Source organism: Streptomyces coeruleorubidus, from assembly GCF_028885415.1.
Taxonomy (GTDB): Bacteria; Actinomycetota; Actinomycetes; order Streptomycetales; family Streptomycetaceae; genus Streptomyces; species Streptomyces coeruleorubidus_A.
This window is the reverse complement of record NZ_CP118527.1, coordinates 8,687,939-8,708,185: the sequence shown is the minus strand read 5'-3', so window position 1 is coordinate 8,708,185 and position 20,247 is coordinate 8,687,939. Positions and strand designations below refer to the sequence as shown.

Here is a 20,247-nt window from a genome sequence, read left to right as displayed (position 1 = left end):
TGCCCATGCACGACCCTCACGGCCCCCACGACCCGTACGTCCGTGTCCGCGGCGCCCGCGAGCACAACCTCAAGGGCATCGACGTCGACATTCCCCGGGACGTGCTGACCGTGTTCACCGGCGTTTCCGGCTCGGGCAAGTCGTCGCTGGCGTTCGGCACGATCTACGCGGAGGCGCAGCGGCGCTACTTCGAGTCGGTCGCGCCGTACGCGCGCCGGCTGATCCACCAAGTGGGCGCGCCGAAGGTCGGGGAGATCACCGGTCTGCCGCCGGCCGTCTCGCTCCAGCAGCGCCGGGCGGCGCCCACCTCGCGCTCCTCGGTCGGCACCGTCACCAACCTCTCCAACTCGCTGCGCATGCTGTTCTCCCGGGCCGGCACCTACCCGCCCGGCGCCGAGCGCCTCGACTCCGACGCCTTCTCGCCCAACACGGCGGCCGGGGCCTGCCCGGAGTGCCACGGGCTCGGCCGGGTCCACCGTACGAGCGAGGAGCTGCTGGTCCCCGACCCGTCGCTGTCGATCCGCGAGGGTGCGATCGCCGCGTGGCCGGGCGCCTGGCAGGGCAAGAACCTGCGGGACGTCCTCGACGCCCTCGGCCACGACGTGGACCGGCCGTGGCGGGAACTGCCCGCCGAGGATCGCGAGTGGATCCTGTTCACGGACGAGCAGCCGGTGGTCACCGTGCACCCGGTGCGGGACGCGGACCGGATCCAGCGGCCGTACCAGGGCACGTACATGAGCGCCCGGCGGTATGTGATGAAGACGTTCTCGGACTCCAAGAGCCCGGCCCTGCGGGCGAAGGCCGAGCGGTTCCTCAGCAGCGCCCCCTGCCCGGCGTGCGGGGGCAGCCGGCTGCGGCCCGAGGCCCTGGCGGTGACGTTCGGCGGCCGGACCATCGCCGAGTTGGCGGCGCTGCCGCTGGTGGAGCTGGCCGCCGCGCTCGACGCGACGTCGCAGACCGCCCGGGTCCTCACCGACGACCTCACCTCCCGCATCGCGCCGGTCGTCGAACTCGGCCTCGGCTACCTCAGCCTCGACCGGTCCACCCCCACCCTCTCCGCGGGCGAGCTGCAACGCCTGCGCCTCGCCACCCAGCTGCGCTCCGGCCTGTTCGGTGTCGTCTACGTCCTCGACGAGCCGTCGGCCGGGCTGCACCCGGCGGACACCGAGGCGCTGCTCGTCGTGCTGGAGCGGCTGAAGGTGGCCGGGAACTCGGTGTTCGTGGTGGAGCACCACCTCGATGTCGTCCGCGGTGCCGACTGGCTGGTGGACGTGGGTCCGCATGCGGGCGAACACGGCGGGCGGGTGCTGCACAGCGGCCCGGTCGCCGAGCTGGCGGCCGTCGGGGAGTCGGCGACGGCCCGCTACCTGTTCGACCGCTCCCCCGCCCCGGCGCGCGAGGTCCGCGAACCGAGCGGGTGGCTGAAGACCGGCCCGGTCACCCGGCACAACCTGCGCGGTGTGACCGCCGAGTTCCCGCTCGGCGTGTTCACGGCGGTCACGGGGGTGTCCGGCTCCGGCAAGTCCACGCTCATCGGGGAGATCACCGAGGAGAGGGCCGGGGTGGGCCGGCTGGTCTCGGTCGACCAGAAGCCGATCGGACGCACTCCGCGCTCGAACCTCGCGACGTACACCGGCCTCTTCGACGTCGTGCGCAAGATGTTCGCGGCCACCGACGGGGCACGCGAACGGGGCTTCGGCGTCGGCCGGTTCTCCTTCAACGTGGTGGGCGGACGCTGCGAGACCTGCCAGGGCGAGGGGTTCGTCAGTGTGGAGCTGCTGTTCCTGCCGAGCACGTACGCGCCCTGCCCGGACTGCGGCGGGGCCCGGTACAACCCTCAGACGCTGGAGGTGACGTACCGGGGGCGGAACATCGCGCAGGTGCTGGACCTGACGGTGGAGAGCGCGGCGGAGTTCTTCTCCGACACCCCGGCCGTCGCCCGCAGCCTCGGCACCCTGCTCGACGTGGGCCTGGGTTACCTCCGCCTCGGCCAGCCCGCGACCGAGCTCTCCGGCGGCGAGGCCCAGCGCATCAAACTGGCCGGCGAACTCCAGCGCGGTCGGCGCGGCCACACGCTCTACCTCCTCGACGAGCCCACGACCGGCCTCCACCCGGCCGACGTGGACGTCCTGATGCGCCAGTTGCACGGCCTCGTCGACGCCGGGCACACCGTGATCGTCGTCGAGCACGACATGTCCGTCGTCGCGGGCGCGGACTGGGTCATCGACCTCGGCCCGGGCGGCGGCGACGCGGGCGGCCGGATCGTGGCAGCCGGGCCGCCGGCGAAGGTGGCACGCTCGGCGGAGAGCCGGACGGCGCCGTATCTGGCACGCACACTGTCCGGCTCTCGCTGAAGTCCTCCAGGGTCTCTACGCCACCAGCACCGTGTGCGTCCAGGCCGGCGCCGCCGTCTCCTGTTGTTGTGCGGAGCGGGCCAGGGAGCGGCGGTCGGGGTGGGTGCCCGGGGGGATGGGGGCGCGGACCTCGACCTCGGCGACCAGGTCGCGGGTCGTCGCGACCCGCCACAGGGAGGCGAGCAGGTTGTCGTCGCCGACGAACGCCGGGGCGGTGGTGGTGGTTCCGCCGGTGAGCCGGTAGCGGATCCGGACCGGCTGGACCGGCACCCCGGCGTCCAGGGCGGCCTGGAAGACGGCCCGGCGGAAGGTGCCTTGGGCCCGGCCGCACCAGGTGCTGCCCTCGGGGAAGGCCGCGACGGCGGCGCCCTCGCGCAGGGCCCGGGCGATACGGGCGACGGTGTCCGGGAGGGCCCGCAGCCGGTCCCGTTCGATGAACAGGGCGCCGCGGGCGGCCACCGGCCCGGCGACGGGCCACCGCCGTACCTCGCTCTTGGCCAGCATCCGGGCGGGGCGTACGGCGGCGAGCAGCGGTATGTCCAGCCAGGAGATGTGGTTGGCGACCAGCAGCAGTCCGCCGGTGGGGACGGCGGCGCCGGTGATACGGACCCGGACCCCTGCGGCCCGCACGATCCACCGGCACCACCGCCGGACCAGGGATGCGGGTATCCGTGCGCCGAGCGGCGACAGCACGATCCCCGCGAGCAGCAGCAGGACGACCCCGGTGAGCCGCAGCACGGCACGCGGCACGACCCGCGCCGTCACCCCCGCCGACGCCTCGACACAGGCCTGCGGCGTGCAGGGCGCGGTGGGCAGCCAGGCACTCATCAGGCGGGGACGAGGGACAGGAAGTGCCGCAGGTAGCGGGAGTTGACCCGGCTCATCGGCAGCAGCACGTACAGGTCGGCGACGCCGAAGTCCGGGTCGTGGGCCGGTTCGCCGCACACCCAGGCGCCGAGGCGCAGGTAGCCGCGCAGCAGGGCGGGCAGTTCGACGCGGGCGGCGGGCGCGGGGCCCGGGACCCACGGCAGCAGCGGCCGGACGCGGTACTCCTGCGGCGACAGGTGCTTGGCGCTCACCCGGTCCCAGGTGGCCGAGGCCAGGGTGCCGCCGTCGGCGAGCGGGACGGAGCAGCAGCCGGCGAGCCACTCGTGGCCCCGGTCGACCATGTAGCGGGCGATACCGGCCCAGATGAGGCTGATGACCGCGCCGTCGCGGTGGTCGGGGTGCACGCAGGAGCGGCCGACCTCGACGAGTTCCGGCCGGATCCCGGCGAGGGAGCTCAGGTCGAACTCGTTCTCGGAGTACAGCCGCCCGGCGACCGCCGCGCGCTCCGGCGGCAGCAGTCGGTAGGTGCCGACGACCTGGCCGGTCGTCTCCTCGCGGACGAGCAGGTGGTCGCAGTACGCGTCGAACGGGTCGACGTCCAGCCCCGGCTGCGAGCCGGTCAGCAGGGCGCCCATCTCCCCGGCGAAGACGTCGTGCCGCAGCCGCTGCGCGGCACGCACGTCCTCCTCGTTCCGGGCGAGGGCGACGATGTAGCGGGTGGGGGCCGTGGGCTGCGCGGGGCGGTCGACGGTCAGTACGCCGGTCATGGCTCTCTCCTGGTCACGGGCCGGGGGGCGGCGAGCGGTGCCGCCGCCCACTGTTGTGCCCATGCCGCCTGACCTTCGCGTGACCAGTGCCAGGAGCGCGGATGCCGGGATGTTGAATGCCTGGCGCCCGGAAAGGCGAGACGGGGCCGGTGAGCACCAACCGGCCCCGCCCGTCCGCACCGGACGGCGAACGTTCTACCTGCGCGGACCTACCGCTTGCTCACCTTCCGCGTGGCCCGCAGCCACTCCTTGTTCATGCCGGTGATGGACATGAGCGGAATGCCCTTGGGGCAGGCCGTGGCGCACTCTCCCGTGAGGGTGCACCCGCCGAAGCCCTCCTCGTCCATCTGCGCCACCATGTCCAGCACCCGTGTCTCGCGCTCGGGCGCCCCTTGGGGCAGCACGTTCAGATGGTTGATCTTGGCGGACGTGAACAGCATCGCCGCACCGTTCGGGCACGCGGCGACACACGCACCGCACCCGATGCACTCGGCGTGTTCGAAGGCGAAGTCGGCGTCCGGCTTCGGCACCGGCGTGGCATGTGCTTCCGGAGCCGCACCGGTCGGCGCGGTGATGTAGCCGCCGGCCTGGATGATCCGGTCGAACGCCGAACGGTCGACGACCAGATCCTTGATCACCGGGAACGCGGACGCCCTCCACGGTTCGACGTCGATCGTGTCGCCGTCCTTGAACGACCGCATGTGCAACTGACAGGTGGTCGTGCGCTCGGGCCCGTGCGCGTCGCCGTTGATGACGAGCGAGCACGCGCCGCAGATGCCCTCGCGACAGTCGTGGTCGAAGGCCACCGGATCCTCACCCCGCAGGATGAGCTCCTCGTTGAGCGTGTCGAGCATCTCCAGGAACGACATGTCGGGCGAGATGCCGTCCACCTCGTACGTGGACATCGTGCCGTCGGCATCGGCGTTCTGCTGCCGCCAGACGCGCAGGGTGAGCTTCATGCGTAGCTCCGCTGGGTGGGGTGGACGTACTCGAAGACCAGGTCTTCCTTGTGCAGGGTCGGAGCCTCGCCGGTGCCGTTGAACTCCCAGGCGGCCGCGTACGCGAACTCCTCGTCCTTGCGGGCGGCCTCACCGTCGGGCGTCTGGGACTCCTCGCGGAAGTGGCCGCCGCAGGACTCGCTGCGGTGCAGCGCGTCGAGGCACATCAGCTCGGCCAGCTCCAGGTAGTCGACGACGCGGTTGGCCTTCTCCAGCGACTGGTTGAACTCCTCGCCGGTGCCGGGCACCTTGACGCGCCGCCAGAACTCCTCACGGATCTGCGGGATGCGCTCCAGCGCCTTGCGCAGCCCGGAGTCGGTGCGGGCCATGCCGCAGAACTCCCACATCAGCTCGCCGACCTCGCGGTGGAAGGAGTCGGGTGTGCGGTCGCCGTCGACGGACAGCAGCAGGTTGAGCCGGTCCTCGGTCTCGGCCAGCACTTCCTGGACGACCGGGTGGCCGGTGTCGACCTGGTCCTTGTGCGGGTTGCGGGCGAGGTAGTCGTTGATGGTCGCGGGGAGCACGAAGTAGCCGTCGGCCAGTCCCTGCATCAGCGCGGAGGCGCCGAGCCGGTTGGCCCCGTGGTCGGAGAAGTTGGCCTCGCCGATCGCGAACAGGCCGGGGATGGTGGTCTGGAGGTCGTAGTCGACCCACAGGCCGCCCATCGTGTAATGCACGGCGGGGTAGATCCGCATGGGTACCCGGTACGGATCCTCGTCGGTGATCCGCTGGTACATGTCGAAGAGGTTGCCGTACTTGGCCTCGACGGCTCCCCGGCCCATGCGCTCGATGGCGTCGGCGAAGTCGAGGTAGACGCCCTGCCCGCCGGGTCCGACGCCCCGCCCCTCGTCGCAGACGTTCTTCGCGGCGCGGGAGGCGATGTCACGCGGCACCAGGTTGCCGAAGGACGGGTAGATGCGCTCCAGGTAGTAGTCGCGCTCGTCCTCGGGGATCTCGTTCGGCGGGCGGTCGTCGCCCTTGGCCTTGGGCACCCAGATGCGGCCGTCGTTGCGCAGCGACTCGCTCATCAGCGTCAGCTTGGACTGGTGGTCGCCGGTGCGCGGGATGCAGGTGGGGTGGATCTGCGTGAAGCAGGGGTTGGCGAAGTACGCGCCGCGCCGGTGCGCCCGCCAGATGGCGGTCGCGTTGGAGTTCATGGCGTTCGTCGACAGGTAGAAGACGTTGCCGTAGCCGCCGCTGGCGAGTACGACGGCGTCCGCGAAGTAGGTGTCGATCCTGCCGGTGACGAGATCCCGGGCCACGATCCCGCGCGCCCGCCCGTCGACGACGATCAGGTCGAGCATCTCCGTACGCGGGTGCATCTCGATGTTCCCGGCGGCGATCTGCCGGCTGAGGGCCTGGTAGGCGCCGAGCAGCAGTTGCTGTCCCGTCTGGCCACGGGCGTAGAAGGTCCGCGACACCTGGACGCCGCCGAAGGAGCGGGTGTCCAGCAGACCGCCGTACTCGCGGGCGAACGGCACGCCCTGCGCCACGCACTGGTCGATGATCTCGACGGAGATCTGCGCGAGCCGGTGGACGTTGGACTCGCGGGCCCGGAAGTCGCCGCCCTTGACGGTGTCGTAGAACAGCCGGTGGATGGAGTCGCCGTCGTTGCGGTAGTTCTTCGCGGCGTTGATGCCGCCCTGCGCGGCGATGGAGTGGGCGCGGCGCGGGGAGTCCTGGTAGCAGAACTGGACGACGTGGTAGCCCTGTTCGGCGAGGGTGGCGCCCGCTGAGCCGCCGGCGAGTCCCGTGCCCACGACGATGACCGTGTGCTTGCGCCGGTTGGCGGGATTGACCAGCTTGGCCTCGAAGCGGCGCTTGTCCCAGCGCTCGTTGACGGGCCCGGACGGGGCCTTGGTGTCGACGACCGGCTCACCGGTCGCGTAGTCGGCGTAGGAAGTCATCTTCAGCTCACCACTCCGGTCATGACGCCCACGGGGACGGCGATGAAACCGGCCGTGAGCAGCAGCGCGAGGACGTTTGCGACGGTCTTCAGGGCCCGGTCGCGGGTGCGGCTGCCGGCGCCGAGGGTCTGGGCGGCGCTCCAGAAGCCGTGCCGGACGTGCAGGCCGAGCGCGAGCATCGCGACGATGTAGATGACGTTGCCGTACCAGGTGGAGAAGGTGTCCACGACGTTCTGGTACGGGTGGCCGGGCCGGAAGCCGGGGTGCACGGTGCCGGTCGTGAGGTCCAGGATGTGCCAGACGATGAACAGCCCGAGGATGACCCCGCCCCACCGCATGGTGCGCGTCGCGTAGCTCGCACGCGGCTTCTTGTGCACGTACTTGCTCGGCCGGGCCCTGATGTCGCGGCGGCTGAGCTGGTACGCGGACACGGCGTGGGCGACGACGGCGACCACGAGCACGATCCGGACCAGCCACAGCGTCCACTCGTAGTGCATGAACGGCTCGCCGACGGTGCGCAGCCAGTGGGCGTAGTGGTCGAACTCGCCGGCCCCGAAGAAGATCTTCAGGTTTCCGATCATGTGGACGACCAGGTACAGCAGCATGATCAGCCCGCTGACCGCCATCACGGTCTTCTTGCCGAGGGTGGAGTCCCACACGGTGCGTGCCATGGACGGCCGTCGGTCCGTCCGCGTTGCCAGAGCCATGGAACAGCACGCTACGGACGCGCAGCCGATCGGTCCAAGACATGGTCCAGCTTGATTCCATAGGCTGGGGCTATCGTACGAGTATGCAGTTCCAGCAGCTCCAGTACTTCGTGGCCGTCGCCGAGACCCGGCACTTCACCCGGGCCGCCGATCTGGTCCATGTCGCGCAGCCGTCGTTGTCGCAGCAGATCAAGGCGCTGGAGCGGGAGCTGGGCGCGGATCTGTTCCTGCGGGCCCGGGGCAACATCTCGCTCACGGACGCCGGTGAGGCCCTGCTCCCGCTGGCCCGGCGCATCCTGGCCGACGCGGACACGGCCCGGCACGAGGTGCTGGAGCTGGTGCAGCTGCGGCGGGGGCGGGTGCGGCTCGGTGCCACGCCCAGCCTGTGCACGGGCCTGCTGCCGGACGTGCTGCGCGCCTTCCACGACCGCTACCCCGGCATCCAGTTGCTGATCGAGGAGGGCGGTTCGCACGACCTGGTGCGGGAGCTGGCACGCGGCGCGCTGGATCTCGCCCTGGTGGTGCTGCCCCTGCCGACGCCGTCCCCGGCGCTGACCACGGTGGAGCTGCTGCGGGAGGATCTCGTCGTGGTCTCCTCCCCCGACGCGCCGAAGCCCGGTCAGGGGCGGCGTACCGTGCGCGTCGCCGACCTGGAGGGCGAGCGCCTGGTGATGTTCCGGCACGGCTACGACCTGCGGGAACTGACCGTGGCCGCGTGTCGCGCCGAGGGGTTCGAGCCGGATTTCGCGGTGGAGGGCGGGGAGATGGACGCGGTGCTGGGTTTTGTGCGGGCCGGGTTGGGGGTTGCCGTTGTGCCGCGGATGGTGGCGGCGAGGTCGGGTCGTGGTCTGCGGGTGACTCCGCTGGCCAGACCCGGCCTCCACCGCACGATCGCGCTGGCGCACCGCAGCGATGTGGCTCCGCCTCGGGCTGCTCGGGAGTTGCAGCGGATGCTGCTCGAGCGGTGAGGCGTTGTGTACAGAAGGCCGGCTCAGCCCGAGGCGTCCACCAGTGCCAGTTCGTGCAGGCGCTCCGGGGGGCCCGGCCTTGCGTAGTACCAGCCTTGTGCCGTGTCACACCCCAATATCCGCAACTGCTCGGCCTGCGCTCCCGTCTCGACGCCCTCGACCGTCACCGCGAGGTTCAGGCTGTGGGCCAGTGAGACGATCCCCTCGACGATCTTGAGGTCGACGGGGTCGGCCGGGAACTGCTGCATGCTCTGGGTGAAGGAGCGGTCCAGCTTGAGGATGCTGACCGGCAGGCGGCGCAGGTTGGCGAGGTTGGAGTAGCCCGTGCCGAAGTCGTCCAGGGCGATGTCGACGCCCATTTCCGCCAAGCGGCGCAGCGGCTTCAGCAGGTCGTCGTCCGCGCCGATCAGCGCCGACTCCGTGACCTCCAGGCAGAGGGCGTCCGGTTCGATGCCCGTGCGTTCGAGGATGTCGACGGTGTCCTGGACCAGGCCGGGGTGGCTCAGCTGGCAGGGCGAGAGGTTGACGTTGATCCGCAGCGGGCCCACGGCCTCCACACCACCGTGCAGTTCGCGCCACTCGCGGGCCTGACGTACCGACTGCTCCAGGACCCACCGGCCCAGCGGCACGATCAGCCCCGTGTGCTCGGCGAGCGGGATGAACCGGTCCGGGCCGAGCACCCCGTGCTGCGGGTGCAGCCAGCGCACCAGGGCCTCCGCACCGCGCACACTGCCGTCACCGAGATGGACCAGCGGCTGGTACTCGATGAAGAACTCGCCCCGTTCCAGGGCCGTCGGCAGCGCAGTGGTCAGCCCGTGCCGGGTGATGGCGCGCGCGTCGGCCTCCGGGTCGGCGAGCTCGAAGCGGTTGCCGCCCGCCGACTTGGCCCGGTACATGGTGATGTCGGCGCTGCGCAGCACCTCCGCCGGGCTGCGCTCCCCGGCCGGGCCCTCGACGATGCCGATGCTGCCGCGCACGGTCAGCTCCCGGCCGTCGACGCTGATCGGCGCGAGCAGGGCGTTCATGATGCGCGTGGCGAGCTCGTCGACCTCGCGCTGGGTGTCGGGGCCCGTGGTCAGGGCCACGAACTCGTCGCCGCCGAGCCGGGCGACCATCTCGCCGGGAGCGGTGGCGCAGGACTGGAGCCGGTCGGCGACCTCCACCAGCAGCCGGTCGCCGGCCGCGTGGCCGAGGCTGTCGTTGATGGTCTTGAAGCCGTCCAGGTCCAGGTAGCACAGGCCGAACCGCTGGCCTTCCCCGGCGCCCAGTGCCTTCTCAAGGCGCTCGAAGAAGAAGGTGCGGTTCGGCAGTCCGGTCAGCGCGTCGTGCGTGGCCTCGTAGCGCAGCCTCAGATTGAGCAGCCGCCGTTCGGTGGTGTCCTCCATGAGCGCGAGCTGGTACTGCGGACTGCCGTCGGCGTCCCGCAGCAGGGAGACGGTCAGGTTGGTCCACAGGACCGTTCCGTCAGGGCGGTAGAACGCCTTCTCCAGGTGGTAGTGCTCACGCTCGCCGCGCACGAGTTCGTCGTAGAGCCGCCAGGTCTGCGGCGCGTCGTCGGGGTGGGTCCATTCCCTGACGTTGCGGCTGCGCATCGTCTGCTCGGAGACCCCGAACATGCGCAGCAGCGCGCCGTTGACCTGGAGGATGTTGCCGTCGAGGTCGGCCATGCCGATGCCTATGGCCGCGCCCTCGAAGACCGCCCGGAAGCGGGCCTCGGTGGCGTGCAGGGCCTGCGCCACGACGCCCTGCGCCCGGAGGGCGGCCTGGGCGATGGCCTCCTGTTCGGCCAGGGTCCGTTCGCGCAGCGCCTGCGCGAAGCCGGCGGCCATCGCGTGCTGGAGGCGTGCGGAACGCGCCCGCAGGCCCTCCTGGTCGCCGTCACCGCCGCAGTACAGGACCAGGTAGGCGTCCACGCAGTCCAGCGTGCGGCTGAGCGCCTCCGGGTCGGTGCAGTGCGCGTCCACGAGGGCGGCGCCCACCGCCCTGCCCTCGTCGGCGTCGAAGGCCCGGGCCAGCAGAGCCTCGCTCAACCGCCGGGCCAGCGGCAGCAGTTGTTCCTCGAACTCGGGCCGGGTCGACGACGTCGAGGTCACCGGGAAGACGGCCCGGCTCCAGATCGTCGCGAACCGGCGGAGTCTGTCCTCCGGCCCGTCCGGTTGCGCGATCACGCCGTACGCCCCACGCCCGCGAAACCGGAGAACGCATACGGATCCTCGTCCTCCGGCGCGGTGTCGGGCCGCCAGCGCGGCATCGCCACCAGTCCGGGTTCCACCATGTCGTACCCCTTGAAGAACCGCGCGATCTCCTCGCGCGAGCGCATGATCAGCGGGTTGCGGATGTCCTGGTACACGTTCACCGCGCCCCCGGCCCGCTCCGGCGGCAGCGGGATGCCCTCGTACGAGGCATGGGTGAGCACGAGCAGGCTGCCGGGAGCGAGCGCCTCTCCCAGCTCGGCCACCGCCCCGTACGGGTCGTCCTCGTCTTCCACGAAGTGCAGTATGGCAACGAGGAGCAACGCCACTGGCTGATTCAGGTCGATCAGCCGCTCCACCTCGGGGCTGCGCAGGATCTCCTGGGGCTTGCGGAGGTCCGCGGCCACGACGTCCGCGTCGTCGTTGCCCTCGAGAACCACCTGGCTGTGCGCCACGGCCACCGGGTCGTGGTCGACGTAGACCACGCGCGCGCCGGGGCGGGCGGCCTGGGCCACCTCGTGCACATTGCCGAAGGTGGGTATGCCGGAGCCGACGTCCAGGAACTGGCTGATGCCCTGGTCGGCGGCATAGCGCACGGCGCGGCGCATGAACGCCCGGTTCGCCTGCATGATCTTGGGGAGTCCCGGCATGAACTCCATGGCCCTGCAGGCCGCTTCCCGGTCGACCTCGAAGTTGTGCGATCCGCCCAGGTAGTAGTCGTACATCCGGGAGACGCTGGGCACCGAGATGTCGATGCTCCGTGGGGCCCAGGCGGGACGCTCCATCTATCTCTCCAAGGCGTAGGCGATCCGGTGTTCGAGCAGAGGCTACTGATCGCCCGCCAATGGAGCGACCCGAAACGGAAATTGACCATCCGTTCCCGGTCACTGCCTGCGGCACGTGCCGAATTGATACCCGCGCGCATGCTATTCGAACATATGACGAACGGTGTCCGAGCACGTCAAAACGGTCCGCCCCTCCGTGAGTCACGGAGGGGCGGACCGGGTCGGCTCCGTCGGGTCGACGAGATGATCAACCCTGGGGAGGTTTCTCTCTACTTCTCCGAGGCGCCGACCGGCTTTCCGTCGGGGCGGATCGCGTACCAGGTACCGCCGACGCCCTGGCCGTTGGTGTCTCCGGCCTTCTTGTCGCCCGCGAAGGTGTAGATCGGGATGCAGTCGATGGTCTGCTGCTTGATGCCGTCAGGGCGGTCGAAGACGACGTAACCCCGGTTGGGCGTGGACCCCTGAAGGTCGATCCCCTTGGTGTCCTTCTCGTCGACCGGTGCGACGACCGGCCACTTCTCCAGGCAGTCCCCCGTGCACGCGGTCTTCATCGGCCACTGGGAGTCCTTCATGAACCGGTAGACCGTCATGCCGTTCTTGTCGATGACGATCTCGCCCAGCTTGGGGTCGTTGCGGGTGGACAGCCCGGGCAGCGCCTCGGTGCCCTCGCCGCCGGCCCCGCCGCCCTGGGCCTTCTTGCCGTCGGGGGCCAGCGCGTACCACTTGCCGCCCACGCCCTGGCCCTTGACGTCACCGGCGTTGACGTCCTTGGCGTAGCGGTAGGCCGGCCAGCCGGCGACGGTCAGCTGCTTGGTGCCGTCGGCCCGGGTGACCGAACCGAGCAGCGACTTGTCGATGCCCTCGCCGGCCTCGGCGTCGTCCGCGGGCACCGGCGGCCAGGTCTTGGCGCAGTCGCCGTCGCAGTTCGACTTGGGCGGCTGGTCGGTGTCCTGGTCGAACCGGTACAGGGTGAGTCCCAGACTGTCGGTCACCACCTTGCCGACCTCTTCGGCGGTGGCGACGGACAACTTGCCCGCGGGGTTGGACGGGCTGGAAGGGCTCGGCGCGGCCGGCTGGCCGCTCGCGTTGCCGGCCACTCCGTTCCCGGCGCCCGAGCCGATGCTTCCGTAGTCCCCGGGCGCCGCCGTGGCACCCACGTTCTGGCTGGCCGCCGGTGGGCTGTCCTGACCGCACGCCGTCGTCAGCGCCAGGACCGCCGCGGCGCTCGCCACGAGTGAGGCGCTCCGCCAGGAGGTCTTCATCGTCAACTCCCCATAATCGCAAGGGTGTTGCAGCGCCCTGCTGCGCCGCCGCACGGTCATGAGTACGCATGGGAGGCGTGATGGTGTTCAACCACCGGCCAAATTTCTTTCCGGAACCTGTGACGGCCAGCGCCCGTCACCGCACACGGGGACGCGTCGAAAACCTGCGGGCGACCGTCCAGCAAACCGGCGGCACCCCGTTATCCCTCTTTCGGGGCAATCCCCTTGCGCTCCGGCACATTCCGGCAGGACAAGGATCATGATCTCCGTCGTGCATGGACCCGTATCGACTCAATCCGCCCTCGCCGCAAGGGCCTTGGCGGTGGCGACGCTGACGTGGGCGCTCGTCGGCGCTCCGGCCGGAGTGGCGGTGGCCGACTCCTGCGCGTACGCATCGACGGGGCCGGACGGCACGGAGGCGGTGGCGGTCGCCGGAAGCAGGACCTGGACGACCAAGCCGCCGTGCCCGACACCCACACCGACCCCCACGCCCACACCGACTCCGACGCCCCCGCCGCCGAAGCCGACACCGACACCGACGCCGACTCCGACGCCGGACCCGACACCACCGCCGCCCTCGCCCTCGCCCCCGCCCCCGAAACCGCCCCCCACGGCCAGACCGGAGCCGCCGCCTCCGCCTCCGCCGCCCGCGCCCCGCCCGGCAGCGCCGCCCCGGCCGGCCCCCAGGCCCGTGCCTCCCCCGCCCCCCGCCCCGGCACCGAAGCCGTCGGCGAAGCCCACCCCGCGTCCGTCCGCGACACCCGTGCGCTACCCGCGCTACCGCGCCGCGCCGCGGCCACGACCGGCGGGCAACGCCATGTCGCCGCTCACCTTCGTCCTGCTCGTCACGGTGCCCGCGGTGGTCGCCGTCGCCGCGCTGCGCGCGCGCTGATCCCTGAAGCTCTGGAATCCCTGAAGCCCTGGAGGCATCTCTTGCCGGAATGGCTTGTTCTCATCCTCGCGATGCTGGCCGCCTGTGCCGTGGTGGTCGTCATCACCCTCGTACGCCACCGCACGGCGTCCGACGACGAGGACCCCAGCGAGACACCGGACGTCATCGAGTACATGACGATGTGGATCGGCGTGGTGTACGCGATCGTCCTGGGTCTGGCTATCGCCGGTGTGTGGGAGGGGCGCAGCGCCGCCCAGGACCACGTCCAGGCGGAGGCCACCGCGCTGCACGAGATCTCGGAGCGGGTCCGGGTCTACCCGGACGACGTACGCGACCGCATCCGGGACGACATCCATGCGTATGTGAGCCACGTCGTCACCACCGAGTGGGACACCATGGCCGACAAGGGCCAGGTCACCGAGCGCGGCGGCGAGCTCTTCGCGCGCGTCCGCCAGGACGTCACCGACTACCAGCCGAAGACGGACTTCGAGGCCCAGGCCTATCAGCCGCTCATCGACCAGGTGACCGCGGCCAGCCAGGCCCGGATCGCCCGGGCGGAGTCGACCGGGGAGACCATGCCGGGCGTGGTGTGGTTCGGGCTGATCACCGGAGCCGTCGTCACCATCGGGATGATCTTCGCCCTCCAGATCCGCAGAACGACGCGTGAACTGGTCCTCGCCGGGCTGTTCTCGGCGCTGATCGCCTTCCTGCTGTTCCTGATCTGGGACTTCGACTCGCCCTACAGCAGGGGCGTGACCGCGTCGGCGGACCCGTTCCTGAACCTCTTCCCGGGTGCCGGGGGCTGACGGCACCCGCACCACGGAACCGGGCCGGGGGGCGAGCGACACACCGTCGCCGTCCCCCGTTCGCGTCAACGAGGTTCCCTCTGATGGCCCACACGTGTGCCCCATTCGCGCTACTGCGATCGCGCCGCCGTACGTGCGTTCTTAGCGTTTCGGGCATCGAGGTGCATGTATGACGTGAGCGGAACAGGTCCGCGGCTGCTCCTCGGGGACCCGGAGGATTCACCATGCGCGCGATATGCGTAGCTTCGGCCTCGGCCGTACTGCTGGGCGCCGGCGCCCTCACCTCCTGTGTACCGGCCGGCGCGGCCATCCGGACCGACTTCGGCTTCAGCGTCGAGCCCTCCACCGTCGCGGCGGGCGGCCAGGTCACGCTGCGGGTGGAGCGCAACGAAGCGTGCAAGGGGGAGGCCGCGGTCTTCTCACCGGTCTTCGACGTGGTCGCCATCCCGCCGGAGACGTCGTCGGCGACGGCCAGGGTCGACTGGGACGCCAAGCCCGGCGCCGTGTACGACGTGGAGTTCGTCTGTGACGAGTCGAGCGGCACCGCGCGCCTGACCATCGCGGGCGGCCGTCCTGCGCATCACCCCGCACACCACCACCGCCACCCGTCGAAGGGCGTGCACGCCGGAGAGGGCGGCACCCTCGCCGGTTTCGACCTCGAGGAGATCGGCCTCGGCGCCGCGCTCATCGCCGGCGCGCTGGGCACGGCGTACCACTTCGCACGCCGCCGCACCGACGAGGACGCCGGCTGACCCGCCCGGCGCGTCGCACAAGAAGTCTGCGCCCCGGATCCGTCGAGGGATCCGGGGCGATGACCGTTCACGTGCGAGGCGGCTCGTCGAAGGAGCGGGAAACGAGGCGTCAGACGCGCCGCTCGGCGCGGCGGCGCATCCAGAACACCCCGCCGCCGACGACCGCGGCGGCCACGAGCCCACCGCCGATGGCCATGTCGGTCGGGGTCGCACCGGTGGTGCTGCTGCCGCCGATACCGCCGCGGACACCGCCGATGACGGTGAAGGCCTGGGGCTTGGTCAGACTCCTGCCGTCGCAGGTGACCGTGATGTCGTACGGCCCCGGGCTGGCGTTGTTCCTGATGGTGGCGGTGCCCCTCGCCGTCTCCTTGGGGCTGGAGACGGGCGAGAGCCTCGCCGGCATCGTGAACGCATTGGAGGTCGCCGTGCCGCCCTTGGGGCAGCCGTCGACCGTGATGGTCAGCTGGCCGCCGCGGGCGATCGTGCTGGGCAGGGCGACGATGTTGCTGGGTGTGTCCCACGCGACGGCCGCGGGGGCGGAGAGGCCGAGGGCGGCGACCGCGGCGCCGGCGACCGCCAGGGCACGAGTGTTACGCATGTGAACCTCCGCGGAAGACGCCCCGGGACCCGTCCCCGGTCGATCGGCGAGAAAGCGCCTCCCAGAAAGACAGTCAGTTGCCCAGCCCCGACCCGCATTTCGGGAATGGTCCGTCCTGGTGAGAGCAGGCACCGCGGGACAACCTCGCAATCGGATATCGCCGCAGGTCACGCCCCGTCAGAAAATTCCTCGCGGCGGCAACTCGGATGGCGCACTTCATGCCCCCGGGGCCACCCCTGGCAGCCCTGGGCCACCCCGGACAGCCCCGTGTCCACCCGTTCGCTCCTGCCCCGTCGCCGCTTTCGCGCGCGGCACTTAGCGTTCTGATATGCGCGAACGACACGGCGACGGCCGCGTCGAGAGGGGATGGCCCATGTCTGCGTCCGAGCTGGCCGAGGCGGAAGAGGAGGCGCGGCGCAAGAAGCGCGCCCCGTGGGGCGTGATAGCGCTGGTTCTGCTGACCGGCCTCGCGCTCATCCGGAATGGTTCGGGGGAATTCGACGAGGGCCCGCCGCAGCCGGCGACCGCGGCCGCGGCGGACAGCCACGTGCCCGGCGACACCTTCGCCGGGGTCGTCAAGCCCCTCCCCTACGCCCTCCCGGACCGGGTCAGGATCCCCGCGATCCAGGTCGACGCGCCGATGATTCCCGTGGGCCTGGACGCGGACGGCTGGGTCGGCGCGCCGCCCCCGGAGGACCCGAACCTGGCCGGCTGGTTCACCGGTGCAGTCACCCCCGGCGAAAAGGGCACCGCGGTCGTCGTCGGCCATGTCGACAACCAGCAGGGCCCCGCCGTGTTCTACGGGCTCGGGGCCCTGAAGCAGGGAAACCGCGTCGAGGTCGCCCGGCAGGACGGAAAGACCGTCGTGTTCGAGATCTACGGCGTCGAGGTGTTCGAGAAGGACAACTTCCCCGGCGACCGTGTCTACGCCTCCAAGGGCTCGGCGGAGCTGCGGGTCATCACCTGCGGCGGCGGTTTCTCCCAGCAGAACGGCTACGAGGGCAACGTCGTCGCCTTCGCCCGCCTGGTCGAGGTGCGCTGAGCGTTCCCGGCCGGGCGGGCGAAGGCCCGACGGCATGTCTCACGTGCAGGGGGCTTCTGATGGATCTCCGTGGAAGAAGGAGCGGCGTTCGGTGCGTGCTCTCGGCGTGCCGGGCGGAAGGCCTCGTAGCGGAGCTACTAGGCCTTTTGTCCGGTGCGGCGAGAGTGCGTGCCGGGCGTCGCGACGCCGCGGAGATCCATCAGAAGCCCCTTAGGGCTCCTTGCAGAATGATCTTCTTGTGGCACGGTGGAGAAGTATGTGATCCCGTGCGTGCTCCTTGGGGGTGACCCTGGTGCGGCGCAAGCCGTGGGAGGTCAGTGACGAGCTGTGGGCGGTGATCGAGCCGCTGCTGCCGAAGCATGAACGGCGGTTCCGGCACCCGGGGCGCAAGCGGATCGATGACCGCAAAACGCTGCAGGGTGTGCTGTTCGTCCTCTACACCGGAATCCAATGGGAGTACCTGCCGCAGGAGTTGGGGTTCGGTTCCGGTCCTACCTGCTGGCGGCGGCTGGCCGAATGGCAGGAGGCCGGGGTGTGGGAGGAACTCCAGCGGGTGCTGCTGGACCGGCTGCGGGCGGCAGACCGCCTGGACTTCTCCCGCGTCACCGTTGACGCCTCGCACGTGCAGGCCAAGCGGGGGCGAAGCAGCCCAAAAGTCGGCCCGAGCCCGGTTGACCGTGCACGGCCGGGCTCGAAGCACCACGTGTTGACCGACGCGCACGGCACCCCGCTGCGGGTGTCGTTGACGGGCGGGCACCGAAACGACGTCACCCAGCTCCTTCCGCTGGTCGACGGCCTGCCGCCGGTGCGGGGCAAGCGGGGCCGGCCCCGGCGCAAGCCCCGCACCTTGTATGCCGACCGTGGCTACGACCACGACATCTACCGCCGTCGGCTACGTGAGCGTGGCATCGTCCCGAAGATCGCCCGGCGCGGTCAGGCGCATGGCTCCGGCTTGGGCCGTGTGCGGTGGGTTGCCGAGTCCGCCATCGCCTGGCTCCACGGCCCTCGCCGCTTACGCACCCGCTGGGACGCCCGAGACGACATGCACGACGCCTTCCTGCAGCTCGCCCACTGCATGACCCTCGCCCGCAAGCACCCAGCATTCTGAAAGGACCCCTTAGTGCCGCCGGGGCACGGTGACGTGGTAGCCGGCGTCCAGCAGTTCGGGCAGATAGCGCCGCAGGGCCCGCACGCTCTGCGAGCGGTCGCCCCCGGCGTCGTGTGCGAGCACCACGACACCGGGGGCGGCGCCGTTCTCGACCCGGTTGACGATGGTCCGGGCGCCGGGGGTCGCCCAGTCGAGGGTGTCGAGCGTCCAGGCGAGGGGTTCCATGCCGAGTTCGGCGCCCAGTTGGAAGGCGGCGCGGTTCCAGGTGCCGTAGGGGGCGCGGAACCACTCGGGGCGCTCGCCGTAGGCCTCCTCGATGACGTCGCTGGTGCGTTCCATCTGGGAGCGGATCTGCCGGCGGGTGAGGCGGGTGAGCAGCGGGTGGGACCAGGTGTGGTTCCCGACGACATGGCCCTCGTCGGCCATCCGGGCCAGCAGCTCCTTGTTGTCGACGGCCTTCTCCCCGCACACGAAGAACATGGCGCGCACGTCGTACTCGGCCAGGATGTCGAGGATGTCCGGGGTGTAGCGGGGGTCGGGGCCGTCGTCGAAGGTCAGCACCATGGTGCGGCCGCGGCCGGAGAGGCGCAGCAGCGGTTGGCGGCGTACCAGGGTCCGGCGGGGCGCGGCCTGCGGCGGGCCGTATCCGGTCAGGGGCTGGAGGCGGTACGCGGAGGAGCCGGGCGGGCGGCGGGCCTGGGGCCCCGCGACCGGGACGGTCCCGGCGGGGCCTTCTCCGATGACCGCCGTGAGCACACCGGCCGTGGCGGCCGCTCCCACGGCGCCGGTGCCCGCGATCAACAGCCGGCGCCGGGTGAGCAACTGATCACTCTTCATGACTCATCAGTCGCCCGGCGGAAGGCCGACGCACCTGAGCAACACCGGTGCGGCGGCACCTTTTCACCCGAACGGCCTAAGCGGAAGGGTCAGTGGCGGCGCATCAGAAGGAACGACAGGGCACGCTACCTGGAGGTCCGGACACCCCTGTTGGCCCTGCCTGACCTCGGCGGCAGGCCGGCGAGGGGGTCGGCGGGCTCGGTCCCGTCCCCTCCGGCGAGGCCGAGCGCCGCCAGTGACGGCGGCCCTTCCGTGGGGCGGGCCGCTGTCCGTCCTTCGAGTGCCCGCTTCCCCGCAACTTGCGCATCGACGGTACGGAGACGAAGCCCTGCTTGGCGTTGGACCGGTACAGGGCCTCCAGTTGCCACCACTTGGAGAAGAACAGCAGCGGGCTCAGAGCCGGAGCTGTGGCCTTCGATAGCCTCGCAGCGTGACGGAACAGCACGCCCATCACTTCGAACGGGGCACGGACGGACCGAAGGTGATCGTGGCCGGGGTGGACGGCTCCGACTCGTCCCTGCGCGCCGCGGCCTACGCCGCCGGCCTGGCCCGCCGCCAGCACGCACTGCTCGCCGTGGTGTACGTGCAGCCGGTGCTGGCGGCGGGCGCGGCGCTCGGGGCGCCGGTGGCCGGGACGACCGACGAGATCGCCGAGGACCTGGTGGCGTACATCCGGGACGCGGCCGAGCGGCTCAAGGGGATATTCGAGGTCCGCTGGGAGTTCCACACCTTCCGCGGCGACCCGTACAACGGCCTGGTGAAGGCGGCGGACGAACTCAAGGCGGACGCGGTGGTCGTGGGCGCGTCCGAACAGGCGGGCCACCGGATCGTCGGATCGGTGGCGGTACGGCTGGTGAAGGCGGGGCGCTGGCCGGTGACGGTCGTGCCGTAGGCCTTTACCGGCATGCCGTGGACCCAGGTGTGCTGACCGGGCCCTGGGCCCGCCTCTTCGACCGGGTGCGGGCCGATCCCGAGGCCGCGCTGGTGGTGGATCTCACGGTGATGTTCACCTTCATGCTGGGCGTGACCCGGGTGTGGTTCTCCATGTCCCGTGACGGGCTGCTGCCCAGGTGGTTCGCGAAGACGCACCCGACGCGACACGTGCCCACACGCGTCACCTGGATCGTGGGGTTCGCGTCGGCCGCCATCGCCGGGTTCCTGCCGATCGGCGAGGCGGCCGAGCTGACCAACATCGGCATCCTGCTGGCGTTCGTGGTGGTGTGCACGGCGGTGATCGTGCTGCGCCACCGGCAGCCGGACCTGCCGCGCACGTTCCGTACGCCGTGGATGCCGGTCGTGCCGGCGGTGGGCATCGTCTTCTCGATCTGGCTGATCACCTTCCTCCAGTGGCAGACCTGGGCGCGGTTCGCCGTCTGGTTCGCGCTGGGGCTCGTCGTCTACTTCGCGTACTCCTACCGGCGCTCGGAGCTGGCCCGGCGCTGAC

At 71.1% G+C, this 20,247-nt stretch carries 19 protein-coding genes and 1 pseudogene; 9 read left to right on the top strand and 11 right to left on the bottom strand.

What is annotated here, in order from left to right; all coding sequences use genetic code 11:
* The first annotated feature begins 5 nt into the window (after positions 1 to 5).
* Positions 6 to 2,354, top strand: coding sequence for an excinuclease ABC subunit UvrA (locus PV963_RS40015; RefSeq protein ID WP_274821335.1), 2,349 nt, complete (start codon positions 6 to 8; stop codon positions 2,352 to 2,354).
* A 15-nt stretch (positions 2,355 to 2,369) separates the two neighbouring features.
* Here the strand turns inward: PV963_RS40015 and PV963_RS40010 are convergent, their stop codons facing one another.
* From PV963_RS40010 to PV963_RS39990, 5 genes are all read right to left on the bottom strand, one after another.
* The gene (locus PV963_RS40010) at positions 2,370 to 3,182 is read right to left on the bottom strand and encodes a lysophospholipid acyltransferase family protein (RefSeq protein ID WP_274821334.1); all 813 of its coding nucleotides are present in this window, start codon (positions 3,180 to 3,182) and stop codon (positions 2,370 to 2,372) included.
* Positions 3,182 to 3,949, bottom strand: a complete 768-nt coding sequence (locus PV963_RS40005; RefSeq protein WP_274821333.1) for a GNAT family N-acetyltransferase — start codon at positions 3,947 to 3,949, stop codon at positions 3,182 to 3,184. The genes PV963_RS40010 and PV963_RS40005 overlap by 1 nt, the downstream gene beginning before the upstream one ends.
* Before the next feature lie 209 nt (positions 3,950 to 4,158).
* A complete protein-coding gene (locus PV963_RS40000; RefSeq protein WP_274821332.1) occupies positions 4,159 to 4,908 on the bottom strand; it encodes a succinate dehydrogenase/fumarate reductase iron-sulfur subunit in 750 nt (249 codons plus the stop codon).
* On the bottom strand, positions 4,905 to 6,854 hold the full coding sequence (locus PV963_RS39995) for a fumarate reductase/succinate dehydrogenase flavoprotein subunit (RefSeq protein WP_274821331.1): 1,950 nt from the start codon (positions 6,852 to 6,854) through the stop codon (positions 4,905 to 4,907). The genes PV963_RS40000 and PV963_RS39995 overlap by 4 nt, the downstream gene beginning before the upstream one ends.
* A 2-nt stretch (positions 6,855 to 6,856) precedes the next feature.
* On the bottom strand, positions 6,857 to 7,525 hold the full coding sequence (locus tag PV963_RS39990) for a succinate dehydrogenase (protein WP_274821330.1): 669 nt from the start codon (positions 7,523 to 7,525) through the stop codon (positions 6,857 to 6,859).
* A gap of 119 nt (positions 7,526 to 7,644) precedes the next feature.
* Between PV963_RS39990 and PV963_RS39985 the strand changes: the two genes are divergently transcribed.
* The gene (locus tag PV963_RS39985; RefSeq protein WP_274821329.1) at positions 7,645 to 8,529 is read left to right on the top strand and encodes a LysR family transcriptional regulator; all 885 of its coding nucleotides are present in this window, start codon (positions 7,645 to 7,647) and stop codon (positions 8,527 to 8,529) included.
* Between the two features lie 23 nt (positions 8,530 to 8,552).
* On the opposite strand, the gene PV963_RS39980 is transcribed toward PV963_RS39985, so the two are convergent.
* The 4 genes from PV963_RS39980 to PV963_RS39965 all read right to left on the bottom strand — a co-directional run bounded on the left by PV963_RS39980 (position 8,553) and on the right by PV963_RS39965 (position 13,509).
* Entirely contained in the window at positions 8,553 to 10,697 is a 2,145-nt protein-coding gene (locus PV963_RS39980; RefSeq protein ID WP_274821328.1) for a putative bifunctional diguanylate cyclase/phosphodiesterase, read from the bottom strand.
* A complete protein-coding gene (locus tag PV963_RS39975; RefSeq protein ID WP_274821327.1) occupies positions 10,694 to 11,506 on the bottom strand; it encodes an SAM-dependent methyltransferase in 813 nt (270 codons plus the stop codon). Before PV963_RS39975 ends, PV963_RS39980 begins: the two co-directional genes overlap by 4 nt.
* Positions 11,507 to 11,775: 269 nt before the next feature.
* Positions 11,776 to 12,768 carry an SCO0930 family lipoprotein gene (locus tag PV963_RS39970; RefSeq protein WP_274821326.1) on the bottom strand — a complete coding sequence of 331 codons (993 nt, stop codon included), beginning with the start codon at positions 12,766 to 12,768 and terminating at the stop codon, positions 11,776 to 11,778.
* Positions 12,769 to 13,059: 291 nt separating this feature from the next.
* Positions 13,060 to 13,509 (bottom strand): hypothetical protein, encoded by a 450-nt coding sequence (locus tag PV963_RS39965; RefSeq protein ID WP_274821325.1) that lies wholly within the window; start codon positions 13,507 to 13,509, stop codon positions 13,060 to 13,062.
* Between the two features lie 22 nt (positions 13,510 to 13,531).
* On the opposite strand from PV963_RS39965, the gene PV963_RS39960 reads away from it, so the two are divergent.
* From PV963_RS39960 to PV963_RS39950, 3 genes are all read left to right on the top strand, one after another.
* Positions 13,532 to 13,660 carry a hypothetical protein gene (locus PV963_RS39960; protein ID WP_274821324.1) on the top strand — a complete coding sequence of 43 codons (129 nt, stop codon included), beginning with the start codon at positions 13,532 to 13,534 and terminating at the stop codon, positions 13,658 to 13,660.
* A 71-nt stretch (positions 13,661 to 13,731) separates the two neighbouring features.
* Complete coding sequence (locus PV963_RS39955; RefSeq protein ID WP_274822263.1) at positions 13,732 to 14,466, top strand: DUF4239 domain-containing protein; 735 nt, start codon at positions 13,732 to 13,734, stop codon at positions 14,464 to 14,466.
* A 224-nt stretch (positions 14,467 to 14,690) separates the two neighbouring features.
* On the top strand, positions 14,691 to 15,218 hold the full coding sequence (locus PV963_RS39950) for a hypothetical protein (protein ID WP_274821323.1): 528 nt from the start codon (positions 14,691 to 14,693) through the stop codon (positions 15,216 to 15,218).
* Positions 15,219 to 15,327: 109 nt separating this feature from the next.
* Here the strand turns inward: PV963_RS39950 and PV963_RS39945 are convergent, their stop codons facing one another.
* Complete coding sequence (locus PV963_RS39945) at positions 15,328 to 15,816, bottom strand: hypothetical protein (protein ID WP_274821322.1); 489 nt, start codon at positions 15,814 to 15,816, stop codon at positions 15,328 to 15,330.
* A 373-nt stretch (positions 15,817 to 16,189) separates the two neighbouring features.
* Here PV963_RS39945 and PV963_RS39940 point away from each other — a divergent pair, with 373 nt between their 5' ends.
* Both PV963_RS39940 and PV963_RS39935 read left to right on the top strand, forming a co-directional pair.
* Entirely contained in the window at positions 16,190 to 16,858 is a 669-nt protein-coding gene (locus tag PV963_RS39940) for a class F sortase (RefSeq protein ID WP_274821321.1), read from the top strand.
* 289 nt (positions 16,859 to 17,147) lie between these two features.
* Positions 17,148 to 17,966, top strand: a complete 819-nt coding sequence (locus PV963_RS39935) for an IS5 family transposase (RefSeq protein WP_274822027.1) — start codon at positions 17,148 to 17,150, stop codon at positions 17,964 to 17,966.
* A 9-nt stretch (positions 17,967 to 17,975) separates the two neighbouring features.
* On the opposite strand, the gene PV963_RS39930 is transcribed toward PV963_RS39935, so the two are convergent.
* Positions 17,976 to 18,803, bottom strand: coding sequence for a polysaccharide deacetylase family protein (locus PV963_RS39930; RefSeq protein ID WP_274821320.1), 828 nt, complete (start codon positions 18,801 to 18,803; stop codon positions 17,976 to 17,978).
* 430 nt (positions 18,804 to 19,233) lie between these two features.
* Here PV963_RS39930 and PV963_RS39920 point away from each other — a divergent pair, with 430 nt between their 5' ends.
* Both PV963_RS39920 and PV963_RS39915 read left to right on the top strand, forming a co-directional pair.
* Positions 19,234 to 19,695: a universal stress protein gene (locus PV963_RS39920; protein ID WP_274821319.1), complete on the top strand. Its 462-nt coding sequence runs from the start codon at positions 19,234 to 19,236 to the stop codon at positions 19,693 to 19,695.
* An 86-nt stretch (positions 19,696 to 19,781) separates the two neighbouring features.
* Positions 19,782 to 20,246: pseudogene (locus PV963_RS39915) on the top strand (APC family permease); the annotation flags it as partial.
* Position 20,247: the final 1 nt, after the last annotated feature.